Genomic DNA, 23,152 nt, shown 5'->3' on the forward strand with positions numbered 1-23,152 from the left:
CCCTCCGGTTCAGGCGGACTTGACGCCGATCGCGATGTGGTCGCGGGTGATCGTGTCGGACGGGGTGATCCGGTCGACGGTGAAGCCGGCCTCCTCCAGGTAGGCGCGCGCCTCCTGGAGCGAGTAGGCCCCGGCCTCGTCCCGGATCATGGTGTGGTTGATCCGCTGCAGCAGCACCTGCGGGTCCCGCTCCTCCGGGTCGATCATCGCGTCGTACAGCACCACCAGACCGCCCGGGCGCACCGCCTTGTGGGCCCGGCGCAGCAGCTCCCCGCGCTCCTCGACCGGCCAGTCCGGCAGGACGTGGCCGAAGATCACCACGTCCGCCTCCGGCAGGTCGGTGGCGAAGAAGTCGCCGCCGTGGAAGGCCACCCGGTCGGCGGTGCCGGCCGAGGCCACCAGCTCGTCGAAGAGCGGGCGCAGCGCCGGCAGGTCGAAGACCGCGCCGCGCAGGTGCGGGTGGGCGGTGGCGATCCGGGACGCGACGTTGCCGCGCCCGCCGCCGACGTCCACGAAGGAGGAGTACCGGACCCAGTCGATTCCGCGCGCCAACTCGTCGCCGGTGAAGCCGTTGTGGGCGTCCATGTGCAGGTGGATCTGCCGGGCGCGGTCGAGGTCCTCGTACTGCTTGGGGTAGGCCAGCTGGCCCTGCGCGGCCACGGCCGACTTGGCCTTGCCGTCGCGCAGCGCCTCGGTCAGCTGCGCCCAGGCGTGGTAGTGCAGCCGGGCGTGCTGGCGGGAGGTGCCGCCCAGGTAGGCGGGGCCGGGCAGCAGGAACTCCCGGGCGAGCGAGGAGGACCGGTAGCGGCCGTCCCGCTCCTCCAGCAGGTCGAGGCCGACCAGGGCGTCCAGGTAGTCCTTGAACAGCCGGTGCCGGACGCCCAGTTCGGCGCGGATCCGCTCGACGTCGGCGGAGCGCTCGGCCAGCAGCTCGAAGAGGCCGAGCTCGACCGCGCTCTGCAGCGCCTTCGCCTGGAAGTAGGCGGTGTTGAGGGCGACGATCCGGCGCGCGCGGGCGGCGGGGCTTTCGGTGGACGAGGTCACGGTGCGTCCTTTCTCGGTGGGTCGGGGTGGTCAGGCCGCCGCGCCGAACCAGGTGGTCGCGGCGTCGTGGAGCTCCTGGTGGCGGGCCGGGTCGCCGGCCCAGGCCACGTAGCCGTCCGGGCGGACCAGGTACGCGGTGGCCGGCTCCGGCCCGCCCGACTTGGCGGTCAGGGTGTCCACCCGGTCCGCCCAGGCGGCCAGCGGCGAGGCCGCCGGGGCCGGTTCGGGGAGCAGCAACAGGCCGCGGGCCTCGGCGAAGCAGCCGCTGATCCGCCGCGGGCCGTCGGCGGTGAGCAGCTCGGCGTCCGGCATCCGCCTCCCGACCAGCGGGTGGCCGCCGGTGCCGTAGGCGACGTCGAAGCCGGAGAGCAGGCCGGCGATGTACCGGTTGGTGTCGGGCAGGGCCATCAGCTCGCGGAAGGTCCGGCGCAGCGCCTCGTACCGGGGGTCCGGGTCGATCAGTACGGCCTGGGTGCGGGTGTTGCGCACCACGCCGTCGGCGATCGGGCGGCGCTCGCTCCCGTAGCTGTCCAGCAGGTCCTCGGTGCCGTGGCCGCGCACCACGGCGGCGAGCTTCCAGCCGAGGTTGACGGCGTCCTGGAAGCCGAGGTTGAGCCCCTGGCCGCCGGCCGGCAGGTGGACGTGCGCCGCGTCGCCGGCCAGCAGCACCCGGCCCCGCCGGTAGGAGTCGGCGAGCCGGGAGACGTCGGTGAGCCGGGAGAGCCAGGTGACGTCGTGCATTCCGTGGTCGCCGCCGGTGTGCTCGATCAGCGCGGCACGCATCTCCTCCTCGGTGACCGGGGCGTTCCGGTCCGGGAAGGGCTCGTCGAACCAGGCGACCGTCGCCCGGTAGACGCCCGGCTGGTGCTGGAAGGCACCGAACCAGGACCGTCGTCCGGGGTTGAGCAGGCCCACCGGGCGCATCGGCCCCAGGCCCTCGCCGCGCGGCAGCTCGCCGCTGAAGCGCATGTCGCCGATGAGCGCGTACATGTGCGGGTCCTGGCCGGTGAAGCCGATCCCGGCGGCCTTGCGGACGGTGCTGCCGCCGCCGTCACAGCCGACCAGGTAGCGGGCCCGCAGCGGGCCGGTCCCGGTCTCGACGGTGACCCCGTCCTCGTCCTGGGCGAAGCCGGTGACGGCCGAGCCGCGCACGATCCGTACGCCCAGTTCGCGGGCCCGCTCGGCGAGCAGTTCCTCGGTGCGCAGCTGGGGCACCAGCAGCACGTACGGGTGGCGGGTGTCGAACTCCTCGAACCGCATCGGCACGCCCAGGCTGGCGAAGTTGCCGCCCTGGAGCACGCCCGCGCCCTCCTTGAAACGGTCGAGCAGCCCGCGCAGTTCGAGCAGTTCCACGGTGCGGCCCTGCATGCCCATGGCCTTGGAGTGCTTCTCCGGCTCCCGGCGCCGCTCCACCACCACCGCCCGGGCTCCGCCCAGCGCCAGTTCGCAGGCGAGCATCAGGCCGGTCGGCCCCGCTCCCGCCACCACCACATCGCAGTCCAACGCGACCTCCGATCTCGGTCCGGTACGACGGGCTCACGGTGGCAGCCGGACTTCGAGCCGGGATCCAGCGGAGGCCCCCGAGCAGGCCGATCGGCCCCAAGGCGGCTCGAAGCGGGCCGCCTAGCGTCGGCGGTGGCCCCGGAGAGAGGCCCCGACCCCACCGACCCCACGGACCCTGAGGACAGCCATGCCATTCACCGCGAACGAGGCCGCCTACCTGGCCTCGCAGCCGCTCGCCCGTCTGGCCACCGTGGACGGGCGGGGCCAGCCGCACGTCGTTCCGCTGGGTTTCCACCACAACGCCGAACTGGGCACCGTCGACGTGACCGGGCGCGGCATGGCCCGCAGCCTCAAGTACCGCCACGTGCAGGCGCATCCGCAGGTGTCGCTGGTGGTGGACGACGTCCTGGACGCGGAGCGCTGGATCGTCCGCGGGATCGAGATCCGGGGCACCGCGGTGGCGCTGCCGAGCGGCGGCAAGGCGGTCCTGCCGCACGTCGACGACGAGCTGATCCGGATCACCCCGGAGCGGATCGTCTCCTGGGGCATCGACTCGGACTGCCAGGCGCCGCCGCTGGCACGCAACGTGGGCAGCGGGGTGCGGGCATGATCGGGCGGCTGCCGAAGTTCCCCTGGGACGTCCTGTTCCCCTACCGCAGGCGCGCGGCCGCCCACCCCGACGGGCTGGTCAACCTGGCCCTCGGCGACCCGGTCGACCCGACCCCGGCGGCCGTGCGCGCGGCCCTGGCCGCCGCCGCCGACGCGCCCGGCTACCCCTCGACCGAGGGCACGCCCGCGCTACGGGCCGCTGCCGCGGCCTGGCTGCTGCGCCGCGAGGGCGTGACCGTCGAGCCGGCGGCGGTGATCCCGGCGGTCGGCACCAAGGAGCTGATCGCCTGGCTGCCCACCATGCTGGGCCTGGGCCCCGGCGACGTCGTCCTCGCGCCCGAACTCTCCTTCCCCACCTACGAGGTGAGCGCCCGGCTGGCGGGCGCCAGGTTCGTCCGGACGGATTCGCCGCAGAGCTACCGTGGCCCCGCGCCGCGGCTGCTGTGGCTGAACTCCCCGTCCAATCCCGAGGGCCGGGTCCTCGGCACCGCCGAGCTGCGCGCGATCGTCGACTGGGCGCGCGAGCGCGGCACCCTGGTGGTCAACGACGAGTGCTACCTGGACCACGTCTGGGCGGGCGAGACCCGTTCGGTGCTGCACCCCGAGGTCAGCGGCGGCAGCCACCGGGGCGTGCTGGCGGTGCACTCGCTGTCCAAGCGCGCCAACCTGGCCGGCTACCGTGCGGGCTTCGTCGCCGGTGACCCGGACGTCGTCGCGACGCTGCTGGAGGTGCGCAAGCACGCCGGCCACATGGTGCCCGCCCCGATCCAGGCCGCCATGGTGGCCGCGCTCGGCGACGACTCCCACCTGGCGCAGCAGCGGGAGCGCTACGCCCGGCGGCGCGGGCTGCTGCGGGCGGCGCTGGTGGACGCGGGGTTCCGGATCGAGCACTCGAACGGTGCGCTGTTCCTCTGGGCGACCAGGGGCGAGCGCTGCTGGACGACCGTCGGCGCGCTGGCCGACCTCGGCATCCTGGTGGCGCCCGGGGAGTTCTACGGCGCCGCGGCCGCCCGGCACGTCCGGGTGGCCGTCACCGAGACCGACGAGCGGGTCGAGCAGGCGGTGAAGCGGCTCGCCGAGGGCTGCTGAGACCCCCGTCCCCATGCCCCGCCGGCGTGCGCCGGCGGGGCGCCGTGCTGTCCGGGGCCGGACGGGCACCGCGCTGTCCGGGACGGACGGGGTGTCGGGCTTTCCGGGATCCTCGGGGAAGCGCGCTGTCCGGGACCGGCAGCCGGACGGCCGCTGCCCCCGGACGGGTCCGGGGGCAGCGGCCGTGGGCGGGCGGCGGGCCGCTCAGCCCGTCCGCTCGGGCACCACGCTCTCCACCAGGTGCAGGTAGGAGTTGACCGGGCGCACCTTGGCGTCGGTCAGGCCCGCCTGCTCGATCAGCGAGACCAGGCCGGCCTCGGTGTGCTTGCGGCCACCGACGTTGAGCAGCAGCAGCAGGTCCATCGCCGTGGTGAACCGCAGCTCCGGACTGCCGTCCACCAGGTTCTCCACCACGATCACCCGGCTGCCCGGCGCGGCCGCCCGGACCACGTTGCGCAGGGTCAGGACGGTGCTCTCGTCGTCCCACTCCAGGATGTTCTTCAGCAGGTAGACGTCCGCCGTCACCGGGATCTCGTGCCGGCAGTCGCCGCCCAGCAGCGTCGCGCGCCCGGCCAGCGCGCCGCCCGGCCGCAGCCGCGGGTCGGCCCCGGCCACCACCTCGGGAAGGTCCAGCAGCGTGCCGCGCAGCCCGGGGTGGCGCTCCAGCAGCGTGGCGAGGACGTGCCCCTGGCCACCGGCGACGTCCACCACCGTGCCGACCCCGCTCAGTTCCAGCCGGTCGGCCAGCGCGAGCGCGGAGAGCCGGCTGGACTGGGTCATCGCCCGGTCGAAGACGGCCGCCGACTCCGGCGCGTGGGCGTGCAGGTGGTCGAAGAAGTCCATCCCGTGCAGTTCGGGGAAGACGGCCTTGCCGGTGCGCACCGCCTCGTCGAGGTGGCCCCACAGCTCCCAGGTCCACGGCTCGGTGCCCCAGAGCACCATGTCCTTGAGGCTGCGCGGGGTGTCCTCGCGCAGCAGCCGGGAGGCGTCGGTGTGCACGTACCGGCCGTCGGGCCGCTCGGCGAACACGCCGTAGCAGGTCAGCGCGCGCAGCAGCCGCCGCAGGGTGTCCGGGTCGGCGTTCACGGCCCGGGCCAGCCCGGCGGCGTCGGCGGGCTGCTCGCCCAGCGCGTCGGCCAGGCCCAGCCGGGCCGCCGCCCGGACGGCGGCCGCGCCGGCCGCGCTCAGGCCCAGCTCGCGCAGCTGGACCACCGACTGCGGGATCTTCTCACCACTCTTCGTCACGGTTCGCTCCTCTCAGGCGCCGTGCTGGGCGATCAGGTCGAACGGGGCGGGCTCGGCCTTGGCGAGGCCCATCACCGTGCCGACCCGGGTACGGAACTCCGGCGAGGCGGTCGCCGCCCTGTGCGAGGCCGCGTCGTCCCACTCGGCGGTCTCCACGTACACCGAGGCGTCCGCGGCCGACCGGTACAGCCGGTGCGAGCGGAAGCCGGCCTGGCCACTCATGAAGTCGCTGATCTCCCCGACGAGCGCCTCGAACTCGGCGACGTCCCCGGTGACGGTGAAGCGGTTGATGAAGGTGAACACGGTGTTCCTCCAGTGATGGTGCGGGTTGACAGGGAGCCGGTTCTACCGGGAGCCGAACAGCCGGTCGCGCAGCTCGCGCCGCTGAACCTTGCCGGTGGCGGAGCGCGGGATGCTCTCCACCAGCCGCAGCTGTTTCAGGTGCTCGTAGTAGGGGAGCCTGGCGTTCGCGAACTCGGCGAGCGCGGTCGGGTCGACGTCCTCGCCGTGCGGCACGACCAGTCCGACGGCGACGGCCCCGCTCAGCTCGTCGGGCTGGTCGAAGACCACGCAGTCGGCGACGGCCGGGTGCCGCATCAGCACCCGCTCGATCTCGGTCGGCGACACCAGCCAGTTGTCGCACTTGAAGACGTCCTTGATCCGGTCGACGACGAACAGCCGGCCCGAGTCGTCGATCCGGCCGACGTCCCCGGTGCGGAACCAGCCGTCCGGGTCGACGGCGTCGGCGGGTCCGTCGCCCAGGTAGCCCAGCATCAGCTGCGGGCCCCGGACCTGGATCTCGCCGCGCTCGCCCACCGGCAGCACCGCGCCGGTGCGCACGTCCACGATCCGGCAGGCCGTCCCGGCCACCGGCGGGCCGCTGGAGCCGACGGTGGGCCCCTCCGGCAGGTCGAAGTGGGTCGACGGCGAGGTCTCGGCGAGGCCGTAGCCCTGGACCACCGGGACCCCGAAGTGCTCCTGCAGCGCGGTCGTCGTGCGGGGCGGCAGCGCCGAGCCCCCGGAGAGCACCGCCCGCAGGGACGGGATCCGGAAGCCGGGCAGCCGCTCGTCCCCGGCGAGGCGGGACAGCCGCACCGGCAGGCTGTACAGGTGCGAGGCCCGCCAGGAGCGGGCCAGCTCCACCAGCGCCGCGCGGTCCTCCTCCGGGCAGAGCACGTGGGTCGCGCCGACCGCCAGCGCGGTGTTCAGGTGCATCAGGTGGAAGGAGGGCAGGTTGTTGAGCGAGACGGAGTCCGCCGCCAGCCGGTGGGCGTGCGCCGACTGCGCCGCGTTCACCAGCAGGTTGCGGTGGCTCAGCCGGACGGTCTTCGGCGAGCCGGTGGTGCCGCTGGTGAACTGCAGACAGGCGGTCTCCACCACCTCGTCGGCCGGGACGGCGACGCGCCCCAGCGCGTCCAGGACGGGCGTGCCGTCACCGGCGTCGGAGGTCACCACCAGCCGCCGCAGCAGCGGCAACCGGGGACGCAGCGCCAGGATCCGTCGGTGCATCCGGGGCGACAGCACGGCCGCCCGGGCACCGCAGGAGTTGAGGACGTGCACCAGGGTGTCGTCCGGGACGAGCGGGTTGAACATCGCGCTGGTGTTCCCGGAGCGGGAGATGCCCAGGAAGGTGACCGCGAACTCGACGGTCAGCTCGGCGGCGATCGCGACCACCGTGCCAGGACCGCCGAAGGCGGCGCGCAGGGCCTCGGCGCAGTCGCTCACCCGGGCGTCCAGCGCGGTGTGGTCGAGCACCTGGCCGTCGGCCACCAGGGCCGGGTGACGCGGCGTCCGCCGGGCCGCGCGGCGGAGCAGGTCGTCGATCCGGGGGCCGCCGATCAGCTCCGCCACCACGCCGAGCGGCGCACCGACGGTCGTACTGTCCCGTGGGAGGTCCACGGTGGCCTCCTCTCAGGCGGGCAGGTCGTCCCGGTGGACCTGACGGTGCTGGACCTTCAACTCGCCGTCCACCCGCACGAGTCGGTCCTCGCAGCGGCAGCTCAGGTGCACGGCGGCCGAGCCGCCCTCGGGCGTCGCGACGATCAGCGCGTAGGTCTTGGCCAGCACCCGGCCGTCCGGCTGCTCGGCGACCTCCAGCATCCCCAGCCAGTGCCGGTGCCGGACGCCGGCGGCGGCCAGGCGCTGCGCGGCCTCGCGGGCGCCCTGCTCGATCGCGGCGCGGCCCTCCTGCGGGTGCGGGCGGGCGTTGGCGGCGAACACGCCGTCCTCGGTGAAGGTCGCGGCCCACTCGGTGACCTCGCCCTCGTCCAGATGGCGCATCTGCCGGCCGTAGAAGTGCTGGACCTCCTCGTAGAGCGATCCGGTCATGTCCCGGGCCTCCTCGGGTTGTTGGTGGGTCGGGCAGCGCCGACGCTCCCACCCCCGCTTCGACTCCCGTTGGAGCGCTCTTCTCGTCCGGCGCGCTCGAACCGCAGTCGAAGCCGGACCGGCAGGGTCGGCCCTGTACCCGTGCGGCCCGCCCGGGCCCGCGACTCGTGAGCGAGACAGGAGATCGATGCGATGACCACCGTGACAACCGGCGACGTCGCCCTGGTGACCGGCGCGACCAGCGGCATCGGACTGGCCGGCGCCGAGCGGCTGGCCCGGCGCGGGCTGCGCGTCTTCATCTGCGCCCGCACCGCGCAGGGCGTCGCCGAGACGGTCGCCCGACTGCGCGGCGAGGGCCTGGAGGTGGACGGCGTCGCGGCCGACGTCCGCTCCCCGGAGGACGTCCGGAGGGCGGTCCGGACGGCGGTGGAGCGCTTCGGCCCGATCGGCGTGCTGGTCAACAACGCCGGACGCAACGGCGGCGGCGTCACCTCCACCATCACCGACGAGCTGTGGCAGGACGTGCTCGACACCAACCTCACCAGCGTCTTCCGGGTCACCCGCGAGGTCCTCACCACCGGTGGCATGGAGGCGGCCGGCCACGGACGGATCATCACCGTCGCCTCCACCGGCGGCAAGCAGGGCGTCCCGCTCGGCGCCCCGTACTCGGCGTCCAAGGCCGGCGTCATCGGCTTCACCAAGGCGCTCGCCAAGGAACTCGCCCACACCGGCACCACGGTCAACGCGGTCTGCCCCGGCTACGTCGAGACCCCGATGGCCGTCCGGGTCCGCCAGGCGTACGCGGCGACCTGGGACACCACCGAGGAGGACGTGCGCGCGCGCTTCGAGCAGAAGATCCCGCTCGGCCGCTACTCCACCGCCGACGAGGTCGCCGGGATGGTCGACTACCTGACCACGCCCGCCGCCGCCTCGATCACCGCGCAGGCGATCAACGTCTGCGGCGGCCTCGGCATCTACTGAGCCGCAGCCGCACCCCACGCACTCCGCCCGACTCACCGGCGGAGCTCACCCTGCCGAACTCACCCCGCCGACGGAAAGGGCCGGTCCGACCCATGGCCTCCACCCAGCACACCACCCACTCGATCGACATCGACGCCCCCGCCGACGTCGTCTACGCCGTCATCGCCGACGCCCCGGCCTGGCCGCGGCGCTTCGCCCCCACCCTGCACGTCGAGCGCGAGGAACTCGCGCCCGGCGCCGAACGCCTGCGGATCTGGGCCCGGGCCAACGGCGAGGTCAAGCACTGGACCTCCCGCCGCGAGCTCGACGCCGAGCTGCGCCGGATCCGCTTCCGCCAGGAGGTCTCCTCGCCCCCGGTCGCCTCGATGGCGGGGGAGTGGCGGGTGGGCGGCCGCGAGGGCGGCGCAACCCTCACCCTCACCCACGAGTTCAGCGCCCTCGACGACGACCCGCAGGGCCTGCGCTGGATCACCGAGGCGACCGATCGCAACAGCCGCAGCGAACTCGGCAACATCAAGGACCTCGCCGAACGCTGGAACCGCCTCACCGAGCTGGAATTCGAGTTCGAGGACTCGGTCCTGGTCGACGCGGCCCCGCAGACCGTCTACGACTTCCTCCAGGACGCCCGCGCCTGGCCCGCCCGGCTGCCCCACGTCGCCCGGCTCGACCTGCGCGAGGAGGCCGGCGGCGTCCAGCACATGGCCATGGACACCCGCACCGCCGACGGCTCCGAGCACACCACCGAGTCCGTCCGGATCTGCTTCCCGGACACCGGCATCGCCTACAAGCAGCTGCGCACCCCCTCCATGATGGCCGCGCACACCGGCCGCTGGACCGTCGAGCCGACCGCGCACGGCGTACGGGTCACCTCCTGGCACGCCGTCGTCCTCAACCCCGAGGCCATCCCCACCGTCCTCGGCCCGGACGCCACCACCGCCACCGCCCGCCGCTTCATCCGCGACGCCGCCGGCGGCAACAGCCGCGCCACCCTCGGCCTCGCCAAGCGCTTCGCCGAGGAGCGCCGTGGCTGACCTCGCCCCGGCCGTCCTGATCGCGGGAGCCGGCCCGGTCGGCCTCACCGCGGCCCACGAACTCGCGCGGCGCGGCATCCCCGTCCGGCTGGTCGACGCCGCCCCCGGCCCGGCCACCAGCAGCCGGGCCCTGGCGGTACACGCCCGGACCATGGAGGTGCTCGACCAGATGGGCACCCTGGACCGGCTGCTGCCGCTGGGCCGGCGGGTCACCCACTTCACCATGCACCGGCGCGGCCGCACCCTCATCCGCTTCGACACCAACTACCGCTCCATGCCCACCCGTTACCCGTTCAGCCTGATGGTCGACCAGGTGGTCACCGAGCGGGTGCTGCGCGAGCGCACCGCCGAACTCGGCGTTCCCGTCGAGTGGGGCGTCGAACTCACCGCCGTACGCCCCGGGTCCGACTCCGCGCTCGTCACCCTCCGGCACGCCGACGGGCGGATCGAGGAGACGGCGGTCCCCTGGCTGATCGGGGCCGACGGCGGCCGCAGCACCGTGCGCAAGCAGCTCGGCATGCGCCTGATCGGGGACTCCACCCAGGTCTGGCTCAACGCCGACGTCACCCTCGACGCCGATGCCACCCTCGACACCGTTCTCCCGGCGGACAGCAACCACCTGCTGCACACCGAGCCCGGCACCCTGCTGCTCGTCCCGTTCCCCGAGCCCGGCAAATGGCGGGTGGTGGACACGGTGGACACCGACGGGGCCGAGGACCCGGAACTCGTCCGCCGCCGCCTGGCCGGGAAGATCGGCCGGGCGCTCGGCCGCCCCGTCGAGGTCGGCACCCCCACCTGGCTGTCCGTCTTCACCGTCCAGCAGCGCCAGATCACCCGGATGCGCGAGGGGCGCTGCTTCCTCGCCGGGGACGCCGCCCACGTCCACAGCCCGGCCTCCGGCCAGGGCATGAACAGCGGCATCCAGGACGCCCACAACCTCGCCTGGAAGCTCGCCGACGTGATCCGCGGCCACGCCGGCCCCGCTCTCCTCGACAGCTACGACGCCGAGCGCGTCCCCACCGGAGCCGTGCTGCTGCGCTCCACCCGTACGGCCACCGCCCTGGTCTCGCTGCGCACCGCGCTGGCCCCGGCCCTGCTCACCGTGGGCACAGCGGTGCTGCGCCGGATCACGCCGCTGCGGCGCAAGGTCGAGGGCCGGATGATCCGCGGCTTCTGCGGGCTCGCCCTGGCCTACCCCGACAGCCCGCTCACCCGCCCGGCCGCCGCCCCGGCCGGGCGGCCCGCCCCCGGCGACCGGGTCGGCTGCGACGCCCGGACGGCCGCCCGGCACCCCGGCTGGTCCGCGCTCTGCGCCGAACTCGCCGACGCCCGCTGGACCCTGCTCGCCACCCCGGCGGCCGCCGGGCACACCGGACACCGGGAGCAACTCGCCCGGTTGGAGCGGCTGTTCGGTGCGGCCGTAGCGGTCCGTACGGTGGCCGACCCCGGCGGACCGGGCGAGCTGCCCGACCCCGACGGCACGCTGCGCCGCGAACTCGCTCTGGCGCCGGGGGAGTTCCTGCTGATCCGGCCGGACGGCCACCTCGCGGCGCGGGACCACGGGCCGGACCGCTACCTCGACGTCCTACGGGCCTGCGCCCTGCTGCCGGAGGGAGCCGCGCATGCGCCTCATTGACCTCTCCTCGACGATCGACGCCGACGCCTGGGAGGTGGACGGCATCCGGCACGAGGTGCTGACTCCGGCCGAGGCCGCGCACCACATGGCCGAGGGCATGCTCCGCAACCACGGCCTGGAGTTCGACGTCGCGGAGCTGCCGGACGGCGAGATGCTCTCGCTGGACACCCTGACCCTGACCACCCACACCGGCACCCATGTCGACGCGCCCTCGCACTACGGCAGCAAGGCCGCGTACGGAGTGCCGCGCCACATCGACGAGTTGCCGCTGGAGTGGTTCATCGGACCGGGCGTTCGCCTCGACCTCACCGACTCCGGGGTCGGGACGATCGGCGCCGACCGGCTGCGGCGTGCCTTCGACGAGATCGGCCACCGCCCCGACCCCGGGGAGATCGTGCTGCTGCACACCGGGGCCGACCGACTCGCCGGCACTCCCGAGTACTTCACCCGGTTCGCCGGCCTGGACGGCGAGGCGACGAACCTCCTGCTCGACCTCGGCGTGCGGCTCATCGGGACGGACGCCTTCGGGCTGGACGCTCCGTTCACGCACATGCTCGCCGAGTTCCAGCGCACCGGGGACCGTTCCGTGCTGTGGCCCGCGCACTTCGCCGGGCGGCAGCGGGAGTACTGCCAGATCGAGCGGCTGGCGAATCTGGGCGCGCTGCCCGCGCCGACCGGCTTCACCGTGCAGGCGTTCCCGGTCAAGATCGCCGGGGCGGGGGCGGGTTGGACCCGGGCGGTGGCACTGTTCGACTGATCGCCGCTGATCCGCCGCTGATCGCCGCCGCCGATCGCCGACGCTGATGACGGCCGAGGGCCCGACCACGTGGAGCAGTGGTCGGGCCCTTGTGACGTGTCGTCAGATCCGGCCGAAGGCCCGGAGCATGTACTCCGAACGGTCCACCGGGTTGAGGTCGGTCCGCCGCCGGCTCGGCGCCGCCCCGACGACCGGCTGGAAGCTGTGGAACCGGGTGACCAGCACACCCTGGCCCTGGCTCAGCCCCGGCAGCCGCTGCTCGAACTCCTGGACCGTACGGGCCGGGATGGTCCCCTCCACCAGGCAGCTGCTGCCCTGCCCCCGGGTGGCCTCGGGGGTGGCGCCGCACTCCACCAGGTTCAGCAGGACGGCGCTGGCGGCCTCGGCCGGCACCTCCACCTCGAAGCGGTTCACCGGCTCGTACACCTGGGTGCCCGCCTGCTTGAGCGCGTTCATCAGCACGAGCGGGGTGAGCTTGCGGAAGTCACCCGCCGCGCTGACCGGGCTGGCGAACCCGGAGTGGGTGAGCGTCACCAGGATGTCCAGCACCTCCCAGCCGTTCAGCCCCTGCTGCAGGGTGGCCCGGACGGCCTCCTCGACGGCCTTGTGGAAGGCGTGCGGCAGCGAGCCGAGCTCCACCGAGCGGCGGAAGACGATCCCCGAGCCGGGCTCGCCGGGCTCGACCCGCAGACCGACCGTGGCCCAGAAGAAGGTCTTGCTCCGGTAGTCGATCTCCTCCACCGACTCGCCGACCCCGATCGGCCGTTCCACGCAGATGATCCGGGTGCCCTCGAACACCACGTCCAGCTTGAAGTCGTCGGCGAGGGTCGCCGCGATGACCTCCTTCTGCACCTCTCCGTAGAGCGAGACCGAGATCTCCTGCTCCTCGTCGTCCTTGCGGACGTTGATGAACGGGTCCTGGTCGGCCAACTGCAACAGCGCGTCGTAGAGTTCGGGCATCGCGCTGGGCCGGGACGGGCGGATCACGGTCTCCAGGCTGGGCGGCGCGAACAGGTGCTCCCCGTCCAGCCCCTCGGCGGAGCCGAGCCGGTCGCCGATCCGGATGCCCTTGAGCCCCCAGACCTTGGCAATGTCCCCCGAGCGCGCCCGCGTCTCCACCACGGCGGAGCCCCGGTCGAACACCTCGACCACGGTGGTCCGGCCGGGCAGTTCGGTGATGGCGCCGTGCTGGTCCCGCCGGAACGCGGTCACCTTCTCCCGCGAGCCGAGCGAGCCCCCGCGCAGCCGGACATAGGCGACCTTCTCGCCCGCCCAGCCGCGCTCGATCTTGAACACCGTGCCCCGGAGCGTGCTGTCGGAGTCGCCGCGATCGCTGCCGTGATTGACCGGAAACAGCCTGGTGATGCCGTCCACCAGCGCGTCGATGCCGGCCCCGGCCACGGCCGAGCCGAAGAGCACCGGGTAGAGCTGCGCGCGGCGGGCCTGCCGGGCGAGTTCGTCCGTGTAGTCGTGTGCGGTCAGGGACGTCTCGTCGTCGAGGTAGCGGGCCAGGAAGTCGTCGCCGTGCTCGGCCAGGACGTCGGCCAGTTCGGCGGCGAAGTCCGGGTCGTCCGGCCCGACGGTCCGGGCGATCGCGCGTGCCTGGTGGCTGCCGAGCCCTTCGACCCTGGTCAGCGGGACGACAGTGTCGGTGAGCTCGGTGCGGATCTCGTCCAGCAGCTCCTGGTACCGCGCGCCCATGCGGTCGATCTTGTTGACGAAGAGGATGACCGGCATGCGGAGCTTCACCAGCGTGCGCATCAGCAGCCGGGTCTGCGCCTGCACGCCCTCCACGGCCGAGATGACGAGCACCACGCCGTCGAGCACGCCGAGGGCCCGCTCCACCTCGGAGATGAAGTCCGGGTGGCCGGGTGTGTCGATGAGGTTGACCTTGACGTCGCCGACGGTGAAGGACACCACTGCGGACCGGATGGTGATGCCGCGCTGGCGTTCGAGTTCGTGCGAGTCGGTCTGGGTGTCGCCGCGGTCGACGCTGCCGACGCGGTCGATGACGCCGGCGGTGTGCAGCAGCCGCTCGGTCAGGCTGGTCTTACCGGCGTCGACATGGGCCAGGATTCCGATGTTCACGCTTGTCAAGACGTGTGTCCCCTAGTTCTACGGTCTTCATACGGATTACCGGAGCAACACGGATCTTTCGGGGCACGTCCTTCTCCTCGTGGGTCTCGGGCCTGGGTCGTCGGCTGGATCTGGTGTCCAACCGGCCGCAGTCTAACAGAACTTGACGATCAGCCAGCCGATCGGCGGGGGTCGATCGACGGGGGGTGTATCCCTCGGGACATTTCCGCGGACCGCTCTGGAAATGCGTCGGTGCCACCTTCGAATTGCGCGGCTGCCACCTTGTGCGGGTTCCTCTTGAGGCCCTGCCGAGGCCCGGATATACCTGGGGTCGAGGAGAAGACCGGGCGACATCGGAGGCATGGTGAAGTTCAACATTCTGGGCCCGCTGGAAGTCCTCGACAAGGGAATTCCGTGCACCCCGCGAGCGCTCAAGGTTCGCTGGACGCTGGCGATCCTGCTCGTGAACGCGAACCGGATCGTCGACCTGGGCCTCGTGATCGAGGAGATCTGGGGCAGCAGTCCGCCGCGGACGGTGGTCACCACCGCGCAGACCTACATCTACCAACTGCGCAAGCTCTGCCGCCCGCTGGGCCGGGACGTCATCCTCACCAAGGCCCCCGGCTACGTCCTGCTGCTGGAGGAGGAGGAACTCGACGCCCAGCAGTTCGAGCGGCTGCACCACGAGGGGGACCGGCTGCTGGCCGCCGGCCGGCCCGAGGCGGCCGCGCAGCGGCTGCGGCAGGCGCTGGACCTGTGGCGGGGCACCGCCCTGGCGGACATCCCGGTGGGCGGCTCGCTGGCCGGCCACGTCGCGGTCCTGGAGGAGATGCGCCTGCGCGCCCTGGAGCACCGCATCCTGGCCGATCAGCAGCTCGGCCGTCATCGAGAACTCATCCCCGAGCTCAGGCTGTTGACGTTCCATCAACCACTGAACGAGTGGTATCACGAGCAGCTCATGATCACTCTGGACGCCGCCGGGCGTCGGAGCGAGGCCCTGCAGGTCTACCGCACGCTCTACCGCAGGCTCGACGAGGACCTCGGGATCTCCCCCTCGCGGCCGCTCCAGGAACTGCACAACGACCTGCTCAGCGGCACGGTGCCCGCGCGGCAGGAGTTCCGGGCGCTTGCCGCGCGGGCGGTGGAGCAGGGCCTGCGGGCCCGTTCGGCCTGAGCCGCGTCCGGCCCTGCTCCGCTCGGCGGCTGTCCCACCGTCCGTGCCGTATCCGTGCCGTATCCGTGCCGTGTGCCGGCCGGTCAGGTCCGTCCGGCCGGGACCAGCATGGATGCCGCCCGGGCCTTGTTGACGGCGTCGATCCGGGAGACCGCGTTGAGCTTGACGAACACGTTCCGGAGATGGCGCTTGACGGTGCCCGGCGAGATGCAGAGCCGGCCGGCGATGGCCGAGTTGCTCAGCCCGTTCGCGACCAGGCCCATGACCTCCCGCTCCCGGCCGGAGAGCCGGCAGCCGCGCTGACCGGCCATCCAGTCGAGGCCGGAGCGGGAGGCCATGATGTACACCCGCTCCCGGTCCGAGGTCAGGCCCCGGATCACCGAGCCGAGGCACTCCCCGGCGGCGTCCTCGGCCAGGTAGGCGCTCACCCCGGAGCTGAGGTAGGTCTCCATCTCGCCCGGGTGGTCCCGCCGGCTCAGCACGACCACCCGGGCGCCGCGGTCGAGCAGCCGCTCCAGGCTCTGCTCGGTGTCGGCCACCGACTCGCCGGCCCCGTACACCACGACGTCCACGGGCTGCCCGGCCAGGACCGCGAGTGCCTCGTCCACGCCGCCCACGGCGGCGCGCACGGTGAGGTCGGGTTCGGCCCACAGGAGGGCCTGGAGCCCGGTGCGCAGCAGGACGTTCCCCTCGACGACGAGGACTGACGGATGGTTGTTGACGAGTGACACGGTTCCCCCCGGTGTCGACGGACACGATTGACCGATGAGTGGAGCGATCCGGGCTCGCCGCGCAGGGCGGCGGGGTGGACGCTCCGAGCCCTGGTACGGGCGCTGGAGAATCGATTCCTCGGATGGGCGTTCGGCCTGGGATGGGCGTTCGGAACGTCTGCGGTCCGGGAGTGGGTGGTGGAGCGGCCGGGCCGTGGCCGGGGCCGGTGCGGGGTGGGGCGTACCGACGGGGTCGGTGTCGTGCAGCCGTCGGCCGGTCGGGCAGCCGCGGCGCGGGCCGGAGCGGCCGCGCCGGTGGACTGGCGTGAGGCCTCTGGCCGGCCGGGGAGAGCAGCCATGCGAAGTCCTCCGGTGGGTGGGGATCGGGTTGGTGCCCAGATTCATGTGTGCGTTCGTTGGCCTGCTCGGGTTCGGGTGGGGACGGCGTGGCCGGGTGGCTTCCGGGCCACCGCGGACGCGGCCGGTCGGGGGGTTCGCGATCCGGCGACCACGGCGGGTCACCCCCCGTCGACCGGATGGCCAGATTCGTTCGTGATCCGGTCTGAACAGAACCTAACCCTATTCTTACTTTCCGCCCAAGGGTGGTTTTTCGCCGCACGATCGACGCTAGATCACGGGACGATCTCGCTGTACGGGCGGGTGATCTGATGGACAGCGCAAAAAATCGGCCACCGGAGATTGGCGACTTCGAAACCAGGGAAGGTGAGCCGGATGTCCGTCCGGGGCGAGCGGACTCCCCGGCGGGCGGCCGTGATCACGCTCGTGGACGTGACCACCACCCCCGATCGGGGGTGGTGGCCGACCGGTGTGGCGAGGATCATGGGTTGCCGCCGGGTCGGCGCCGGTAGCCTTCCGGGCACAGCCGCCCGCCTCGCCGTATCGCGTCATCCAGGAGGCAGAACGTGCCGACCACCCCGACCCCGCGCAGCTACGCCTCCGGCACCTCGGACGTCCCGCTGCTCGGCGACACCATCGGGGAGAACCTCGACCGCGCGGTGCGCGCCTTCCCCGAGCGCGATGCCCTGGTCGACCGGCCCACCGCCCGCCGCTGGACGTACGCCCAACTCGCCGCCGACGTGGACGCGCTGGCGCTCGGCCTGCTGGAGCTCGGGATCGCCAAGGGCGACCGGGTCGGCATCTGGGCGCCCAACTGCGCCGAGTGGACCCTCACCCAGTACGCCACCGCCAAGCTCGGCGCGATCCTGGTCACGGTCAACCCGGCCTACCGGGCGCACGAGTTGGAGTACGTACTGAACCAGGCCGGGATCCGGGTGCTGGTCGCCGCCGAGCGCTTCAAGTCCTCGGACTACGCCGCGATGATCGACGAAGTCCGGCCGAACTGCCGCGAGTTGGAGCGGGTGGTGCTGCTCGGCAGCCCCGCCTGGGACGCCCTCCTGTCGGCCGGCCGCGGGGCCGACCCGGCTCTACGCGCTCTCTTCGCCGAGCGCCAGGGCGAGTTGGCCCCCGACGACCCGATCAACATCCAGTACACCTCGGGTACCACCGGCTTCCCCAAGGGCGCGACCCTCTCCCACCACAACATCCTCAACAACGGCTACTTCGTCGGCGAGCTTCTCAACTACACCGAGCAGGACCGGATCTGCATCCCGGTGCCCTTCTACCACTGCTTCGGCATGGTGATGGGCAACCTCGCCGCCACCTCGCACGGCGCCTGCATGGTCATCCCGGCCCCCTCCTTCGAACCCGGCGCCACCCTGGCCGCCGTCACCGCCGAGCGCTGCACCTCGCTCTACGGCGTGCCGACCATGTTCATCGCCGAACTCGCCGACCCGGACTTCGCCCGCTACGACCTCGGCAGCCTGCGCACCGGCATCATGGCCGGCTCGCCCTGCCCGACCGAGGTGATGAAGGAGGTCATCGACCGGATGGGCATGGCCGAGGTCTCCATCTGCTACGGCATGACGGAAACCTCGCCGGTCTCCACCCAGACCCGCACCGACGACTCGATCGAGCGCCGGGTCTCCACCGTCGGCAGGGTCGGCCCCCACCTGGAGGTCAAGGTGGTCGACCCGGCCACCGGCCGTACCGTCCCGCGCGGCGAGCCCGGCGAGCTGTGCACCCGCGGCTACTCCGTCATGCTCGGCTACTGGAACGAGCCCGAGCGCACCGCCGAGGCCGTCGACGCGGCCCGCTGGATGCACACCGGGGACCTCGCGGTGATGGACCGGGGCGGCTACCTGGCGATCACCGGCCGGATCAAGGACATGGTGATCCGCGGCGGGGAGAACCTCTACCCGCGCGAGATCGAGGAGTTCCTCCACACCCACCCGGACATCCTCGACGTCCAGGTGATCGGCGTCCCCGACGCCAAGTACGGCGAGGAACTGATGGCCTGGATCCGGATGCGCGAGGGCGCCGATCAGCTCACCGCCGAGGCCGTGCGCGAGTACTGCGCCGGGCGGCTGGCCCACTTCAAGATCCCGCGCTACGTCCACGTGGTCGAGGAGTTCCCGATGACCGTCACCGGCAAGATCCGCAAGGTCGAGATGCGCGAGCTGGCCGTCCGCATCCTCGGACTCTAGGGCCTTCCAGTACCTTCGGCCCGCCCGGGGAGGCGGGCCCGGGTACCCGGCGGGAGAGTGGGACCATGCCCCTCGACTCACCGTGGAACGCGTGATCCTCCTCCCGCCGGAAGCCGTCGCCGCGCCGGCCCCCGTGCCCGTGCACGTGACCTACACCTTCGAGCCCACCCGGTCCGGCACCTTCGCCCGCATCCGGGTCCGCGGCGACTCCTCCCGCCACTACCGCCCGGCGGCCCCCCTGATGTCCCGCCAGGTCCGCAGCTCCCTCACCAAGGACCTCCGCGACCTCGAAGCCCGCCTCACCCCCTGATCAGTACCGCGGCACCCCGAACGCCTGGTCGCTCGGCACGACCTCCTTGCCCAGCGGCATCAGCGAGATCGGGATCATCTTCAGGTTCGCCCACCCGAACGGGATCCCGATGATCGACAGGAACAGCGGAATGCTGGTCGCCAGGTGCGCGATGGCCAGCCACCACCCGGCGAAGACGAACCAGAGCACGTTGCCGATGCAGGACGCCGGCCCGGCGTCCCGGCGCTCGACGGTGGTCCGCCCGAACGGCCACAGGATGAAGCCGGCGATCCGAAACGAAGCAATGGCAAATGGGATGGTAATTACAAGCAGGCAGCAGATAATTCCGGCGAGCACATAGGCAAGAGCCATCCAAATGCCGCAGAAAACCAACCAGATGACATTGAGGATGAATTTCACTGCACTCATACTTGGTACCTTCTCGCGGCTGATGGCGTTGCACTACGACCATGCGATGCCCGCTGGCGAGCGTGTCTACGCCCTTAGGGGTTGTTCCTCAGGGGGCGGTCCGGGCTGCAGCCTCAGATAGCGATTCTTTCGACTCGTCCGTCTGGGCGGTGTGGGACCTCCTCCTTGACCCGACCATGCCGCCGCCGTGGAAGGCCAACGACCTGCGGGCTGTCGGGCAGGCGCTGACAGGTCGGCGTACTAAGGAAAGCCGGAGTCCAGCCGGCTGCGCGAATCGTTGGCCTGCAGGATTCGGGGGTGCGAGGCGTCTGCCCGGCTCGGTAACCTTCTGCCCCCCTGCGTTGGGACTTAGAGAGGGTGGGGAACATGCGCGTCATGGCGCCGGAGGGACTCCCTCGGTCGAAGGGCGACAGTGGCTTCGAGTTGCTGGAGGCGGTACACGAGCATCTCGTCACGAGCGGAAACTGGCCTACCTTCGACTACCTAGACCGGCAACTTTGGCGTAAGAACATCCGGATCGAGGATGCGCTGGCGGAGCTTCCGCGTGACTTGATCCTCGGCTATGACACAGAGGGCGGGTGCTTCCACAGCATCCAGGACCGGCAGGAGATCAGCTTGACGCCTGCCGGCCTCGCGAACTGCGCCGAAGGTGGGCCTGAGCTACGGGCCATGCTCGCGCTCTTGGACCACGCCGTGCAGGTGGAGCGCAACTGGATCGGACTTCCAGGGGACTCAGGCGCGCGGCCAATCGTGACCGAGAGATCATTTGCCGAGGGCCGCGACCCACAGCTGGTGGATTCTGAGGCCTGCTTCGTGCGGCCGAGGTGGCCAGAAGCGAGCCCTGGACAGCAGGGTTCTCCCGGGCGACGGCAGTCAACGATCGGGATGCCTGGAAGCTGAGCATCGACCGCAGGGTCAGGCCGTTCGACGGGGTGAGCGGCCTTGCCGACTACTGGTCTAGTCGGCAATGCGCACTGGGGCGAAACCTCAAACTGGATCTGTCGACCACGCTCGAACCCGCCGGAGCGGCACTGCAAGTTGACACCAACTGGGAATGTTAAGAAATGGACTGTAGTCCGACGGGCCGTCGGCGGCGAGGGCAAGGGCCCATGACTGTCGGACCGAGTAAGTAGCCTGCCGATAACGGCTCGGTCCACGATTGGTGATGGGTGCAGGCGTAGCTCCTTCTCGGGGACAGGGTGTTGCGACGACCACTGGGTTAGCCGAGGGCCCGATGGTGTCGGCGGTACGCGGAAATTCGGCTCTCCTGCCGCATGTGTGGGTCAGGCTGTCGTGGGTTGGCGTCCTGGGAGGGTGGGGCGGGGGCCTGCGAGGGTGAGCATGACCAGGGCGATGACGGCGTCGGCGGAGTGGAAGCCGAAGCCGCGGCGGATGATCAGTCGGGTCTTGGTGTTGGTGGACTCGATCAGTCCGTTGGACAGGTCGGTGACCAGCGCGGCGCGGATGGCGTCGTAGTGGCGCACGATCGTGCGCTGGAGATCGACGAAGGCGGGGATGCGGCAGCAGCGGGCCCAGCCGATCCACCGGTCCAGGGCCTTGAGGGCGGCGGTGGGGCGGCGCTTGGCCAGGGCGAAGACGGCCCGCAGGGCCTCCTTCAGTCGCCAGGCGCGGTGCAGGCGCGGTGCAGGCGCGGGTCGGTGGCCGCGATCCAGGCCAACTTGACCACCTGGCGGTCGGTCAGATCCTCGGCGTTCTTCCACAACGCGAAGCGGGAGTCCTTCAACGCCCTCGCCTTCTCCCGGTCGCCCAGCTCGCGCCGGGCCCGGTTCCACGAGGCCCGGCGCTCGGCGTTCAACGCCTCGGTGGCCCAGGCGACCACGTGAAAGGGATCCATCACCCGCAGCGCGCCCGGTGCCCGATCGGCGATGACCTGGGCGATCCAGGCAGCGCCGTCGGCGCTGATGTGCCTCAGCAGCGCCGCTCGAACCTCGCCGGGCTCGTCGAAGAACCGGGTGAGGACGTCGGTTCCGTGGCCGTCGGCCATCCACCCGACGCGGGCGGTGTCGTGGTCGACCACGACGGTCATGTAGCGCTGGCCCTTGCGGTAGGAGATCTCGTCGATCCCGATCCGGGCGAGCCCCGCCAGCCGGTCCGTGCCCCGGTCGCGGTCGGCGGTGAAGCGCTCGACGATCCGCCCGACCGTGCGCCACGAGCAGCGCAGCAGCTCGGCCGCGGCGCTCTTGGAGCATTCTGTGGCCATCCACGCGGCCTGCTGGCCGAAGGCCAGGGTATGCCCGGCGTCGTGCCGGGCCCAGGGCACCGCTGCCACGGTCGGACCGTGCCGGGGGCAGGCGACCCGCGGGGCATCCGCCTCCAGGAACATCCGCACCGCCCCGTGGTCCAGGTCGCGCCACCGGCGCCGGCCGCGGCCCCGGTCGTACCAAGGTGCCGGGCGCCGGCACAGTCCGCACCGTCCCCGACGCCGCGCGTCAGGCCGCACCGACGCGATTACACACTGTTCCGTTTTGTCTCAGCGCACCGCCTCGACCATGGTGTTCTCGACCGTCAGGGTGCGCTTCCACATGCTGAAGGCAGGCACGCCGTCTCTCTGCTTGATCCAATTTGGGCTTCGACATCTCAAGGATCACAGAGGGCGGCGTGTTTTACGTCCAGCCGTAGATCAGCGCACCCACACATGCGGCAGGAGAGCCCATTTTTGCCCTCGGCGAGCTCGCGGCGGATACGGCACAATTCCTCGCGTTCAAAGACCCGAATCTTGTGCCCACGACCACCGTCTCATCCGCTCCTATCTGCGACGGCGGCAGATCACAGCAAGCCGCACGATCATCGGATCTTGTCCCGGTCCTGGAGGCCCGCATAGTGGAACGACGTCCGGATGAGGCGGCCGACAAGGGCGGAGTACCTGCGCTCATACCTCTGCCCGCCCGGCGGGTTGCGCCGAGCGGGCAGAGACGATCCGCATCCTGAGCACCTGCGCCGTGGGAAGCGCGCCACAGCATCCGCGCGCCGGAGCGCAGTCACGCGCCCGCTCCCGAACGGACCGGCCTGAGCTGGGTGGTGTCACCCAGTCGACGCACCCCGCCGGGCGGGGTGCGTCACGACCGTTGGGGTGCCTCAGAGGTAGGTGTAGTACATCGTGTTGCTGGTGCCACACGGGGTGTGGACAACGACCGGCACAGTGCCGGGCGCGTGGGCCTTTGGCGCGACCGCGACGAAGATCCCCAGGGCCTGCGCGAGGATGACGGCCGGAACGCCGCCGAAGGTGACCTCGGTGACGTCGTTGAGGTTCGAGCCGACGAGCAGGACGGCGCTGCCACCGGCGGCGGGCCCGAAGCCCGGAAAGACGGCCTGCAGGCTCGGAGGCGAGCAGTTGGTGACCGTCTGGGTGTCGACGGGGGAGGTGGAGCCGTTGAAGGCGGCGCTTCCGTGGTAGACGGCGGTCAGGGGGTGGGTGCCGACGGTGAGGGCGGAGGTGGTGAAGGTGGCGACGCCGCCGACGAGGGTGGCGGTGTGGAGCAGGGTGGCGCCGTCGAAGAACGACACGGTCCCGGTGGGGGTGCCGGCGCCCGGCGGAACCGCGGTGACGGTGGCGGTCAGGACCTTGGTCTGTCCGAACGCCGACGGGTCGGGTGCCGACGTGAGGACGGTGACGGTGCCGGCCTTACTGACCGTCTGGGTGTCGACGGGGGAGGTGGAGCCGTTGAA

Annotated in this window: 20 protein-coding genes and 1 pseudogene; 10 read left to right on the forward strand and 11 right to left on the reverse strand. The window is 72.0% G+C overall.

The features are described from left to right. Positions 1 to 9: 9 nt before the first annotated feature. Together ACZ3UD_RS19350 and ACZ3UD_RS19355 are read right to left on the reverse strand one after the other, a co-directional pair. Entirely contained in the window at positions 10 to 1,044 is a 1,035-nt protein-coding gene (locus ACZ3UD_RS19350; RefSeq protein ID WP_465588655.1) for a methyltransferase, read from the reverse strand. A gap of 30 nt (positions 1,045 to 1,074) precedes the next feature. Continuing rightward, positions 1,075 to 2,547, reverse strand: a complete 1,473-nt coding sequence (locus ACZ3UD_RS19355; RefSeq protein ID WP_465588658.1) for an FAD-dependent monooxygenase — start codon at positions 2,545 to 2,547, stop codon at positions 1,075 to 1,077. Positions 2,548 to 2,734: 187 nt separating this feature from the next. On the opposite strand from ACZ3UD_RS19355, the gene ACZ3UD_RS19360 reads away from it, so the two are divergent. Both ACZ3UD_RS19360 and dapC read left to right on the forward strand, forming a co-directional pair. Next, entirely contained in the window at positions 2,735 to 3,157 is a 423-nt protein-coding gene (locus ACZ3UD_RS19360) for a PPOX class F420-dependent oxidoreductase (protein WP_465588661.1), read from the forward strand. Then, positions 3,154 to 4,245 (forward strand): succinyldiaminopimelate transaminase, encoded by a 1,092-nt coding sequence (gene dapC, locus ACZ3UD_RS19365; protein WP_465588663.1) that lies wholly within the window; start codon positions 3,154 to 3,156, stop codon positions 4,243 to 4,245. The genes ACZ3UD_RS19360 and dapC overlap by 4 nt, the downstream gene beginning before the upstream one ends. Positions 4,246 to 4,449: 204 nt before the next feature. Here dapC and ACZ3UD_RS19370 read toward each other — a convergent pair whose 3' ends face one another. From ACZ3UD_RS19370 to ACZ3UD_RS19385, 4 genes are read right to left on the reverse strand one after another with little or no spacing between them, the layout of a single operon-like run. Then, positions 4,450 to 5,490, reverse strand: coding sequence for a methyltransferase (locus tag ACZ3UD_RS19370; RefSeq protein ID WP_465588666.1), 1,041 nt, complete (start codon positions 5,488 to 5,490; stop codon positions 4,450 to 4,452). Positions 5,491 to 5,502: 12 nt separating this feature from the next. Further along, entirely contained in the window at positions 5,503 to 5,793 is a 291-nt protein-coding gene (locus ACZ3UD_RS19375) for an antibiotic biosynthesis monooxygenase family protein (RefSeq protein WP_465588669.1), read from the reverse strand. 42 nt (positions 5,794 to 5,835) lie between these two features. Next, positions 5,836 to 7,389: a class I adenylate-forming enzyme family protein gene (locus ACZ3UD_RS19380; protein ID WP_465588672.1), complete on the reverse strand. Its 1,554-nt coding sequence runs from the start codon at positions 7,387 to 7,389 to the stop codon at positions 5,836 to 5,838. Between the two features lie 12 nt (positions 7,390 to 7,401). After that, complete coding sequence (locus tag ACZ3UD_RS19385) at positions 7,402 to 7,818, reverse strand: nuclear transport factor 2 family protein (protein ID WP_465588675.1); 417 nt, start codon at positions 7,816 to 7,818, stop codon at positions 7,402 to 7,404. Between the two features lie 192 nt (positions 7,819 to 8,010). Here ACZ3UD_RS19385 and ACZ3UD_RS19390 point away from each other — a divergent pair, with 192 nt between their 5' ends. The 4 genes from ACZ3UD_RS19390 (at position 8,011) to ACZ3UD_RS19405 (ending at position 12,223) form a co-directional block, all read left to right on the forward strand. Next, positions 8,011 to 8,799 carry an SDR family NAD(P)-dependent oxidoreductase gene (locus tag ACZ3UD_RS19390; protein WP_465588677.1) on the forward strand — a complete coding sequence of 263 codons (789 nt, stop codon included), beginning with the start codon at positions 8,011 to 8,013 and terminating at the stop codon, positions 8,797 to 8,799. Positions 8,800 to 8,891: 92 nt separating this feature from the next. Then, a complete protein-coding gene (locus tag ACZ3UD_RS19395) occupies positions 8,892 to 9,830 on the forward strand; it encodes an aromatase/cyclase (RefSeq protein WP_465588680.1) in 939 nt (312 codons plus the stop codon). Beyond that, positions 9,823 to 11,466 carry an FAD-dependent oxidoreductase gene (locus ACZ3UD_RS19400; RefSeq protein WP_465588682.1) on the forward strand — a complete coding sequence of 548 codons (1,644 nt, stop codon included), beginning with the start codon at positions 9,823 to 9,825 and terminating at the stop codon, positions 11,464 to 11,466. The genes ACZ3UD_RS19395 and ACZ3UD_RS19400 overlap by 8 nt, the downstream gene beginning before the upstream one ends. Continuing rightward, positions 11,453 to 12,223, forward strand: coding sequence for a cyclase family protein (locus ACZ3UD_RS19405; protein ID WP_465588685.1), 771 nt, complete (start codon positions 11,453 to 11,455; stop codon positions 12,221 to 12,223). The genes ACZ3UD_RS19400 and ACZ3UD_RS19405 overlap by 14 nt, the downstream gene beginning before the upstream one ends. A gap of 102 nt (positions 12,224 to 12,325) precedes the next feature. Here ACZ3UD_RS19405 and ACZ3UD_RS19410 read toward each other — a convergent pair whose 3' ends face one another. Further along, on the reverse strand, positions 12,326 to 14,311 hold the full coding sequence (locus ACZ3UD_RS19410; protein ID WP_465588688.1) for a GTP-binding protein: 1,986 nt from the start codon (positions 14,309 to 14,311) through the stop codon (positions 12,326 to 12,328). Between the two features lie 349 nt (positions 14,312 to 14,660). Here ACZ3UD_RS19410 and ACZ3UD_RS19415 point away from each other — a divergent pair, with 349 nt between their 5' ends. After that, entirely contained in the window at positions 14,661 to 15,473 is an 813-nt protein-coding gene (locus tag ACZ3UD_RS19415) for an AfsR/SARP family transcriptional regulator (RefSeq protein ID WP_465588691.1), read from the forward strand. Between the two features lie 83 nt (positions 15,474 to 15,556). Here ACZ3UD_RS19415 and ACZ3UD_RS19420 read toward each other — a convergent pair whose 3' ends face one another. After that, positions 15,557 to 16,204: a response regulator transcription factor gene (locus tag ACZ3UD_RS19420; RefSeq protein ID WP_465588694.1), complete on the reverse strand. Its 648-nt coding sequence runs from the start codon at positions 16,202 to 16,204 to the stop codon at positions 15,557 to 15,559. Positions 16,205 to 17,106: 902 nt separating this feature from the next. On the opposite strand from ACZ3UD_RS19420, the gene ACZ3UD_RS19425 reads away from it, so the two are divergent. Further along, positions 17,107 to 18,747, forward strand: a complete 1,641-nt coding sequence (locus ACZ3UD_RS19425) for an AMP-binding protein (protein ID WP_465588697.1) — start codon at positions 17,107 to 17,109, stop codon at positions 18,745 to 18,747. 91 nt (positions 18,748 to 18,838) lie between these two features. After that, positions 18,839 to 19,057: an SRPBCC family protein gene (locus tag ACZ3UD_RS19430; RefSeq protein WP_465588700.1), complete on the forward strand. Its 219-nt coding sequence runs from the start codon at positions 18,839 to 18,841 to the stop codon at positions 19,055 to 19,057. Here the strand turns inward: ACZ3UD_RS19430 and ACZ3UD_RS19435 are convergent, their stop codons facing one another. Then, the gene (locus tag ACZ3UD_RS19435; protein WP_465588703.1) at positions 19,058 to 19,465 is read right to left on the reverse strand and encodes a YccF domain-containing protein; all 408 of its coding nucleotides are present in this window, start codon (positions 19,463 to 19,465) and stop codon (positions 19,058 to 19,060) included. Positions 19,466 to 19,831: 366 nt separating this feature from the next. Here ACZ3UD_RS19435 and ACZ3UD_RS19440 point away from each other — a divergent pair, with 366 nt between their 5' ends. Next, a complete protein-coding gene (locus tag ACZ3UD_RS19440) occupies positions 19,832 to 20,365 on the forward strand; it encodes a hypothetical protein (RefSeq protein ID WP_465588706.1) in 534 nt (177 codons plus the stop codon). A 383-nt stretch (positions 20,366 to 20,748) separates the two neighbouring features. On the opposite strand, the pseudogene ACZ3UD_RS19445 reads toward ACZ3UD_RS19440, so the two are convergent. Next, positions 20,749 to 22,010: pseudogene (locus tag ACZ3UD_RS19445) on the reverse strand (ISL3 family transposase). 551 nt (positions 22,011 to 22,561) lie between these two features. Then, the coding region (locus ACZ3UD_RS19450) for an Ig-like domain repeat protein (RefSeq protein ID WP_465588708.1) at positions 22,562 to 23,152 on the reverse strand (591 nt) is incomplete at its 5' end.

It is taken from the genome of Kitasatospora sp. NPDC023118 (assembly GCF_055560875.1).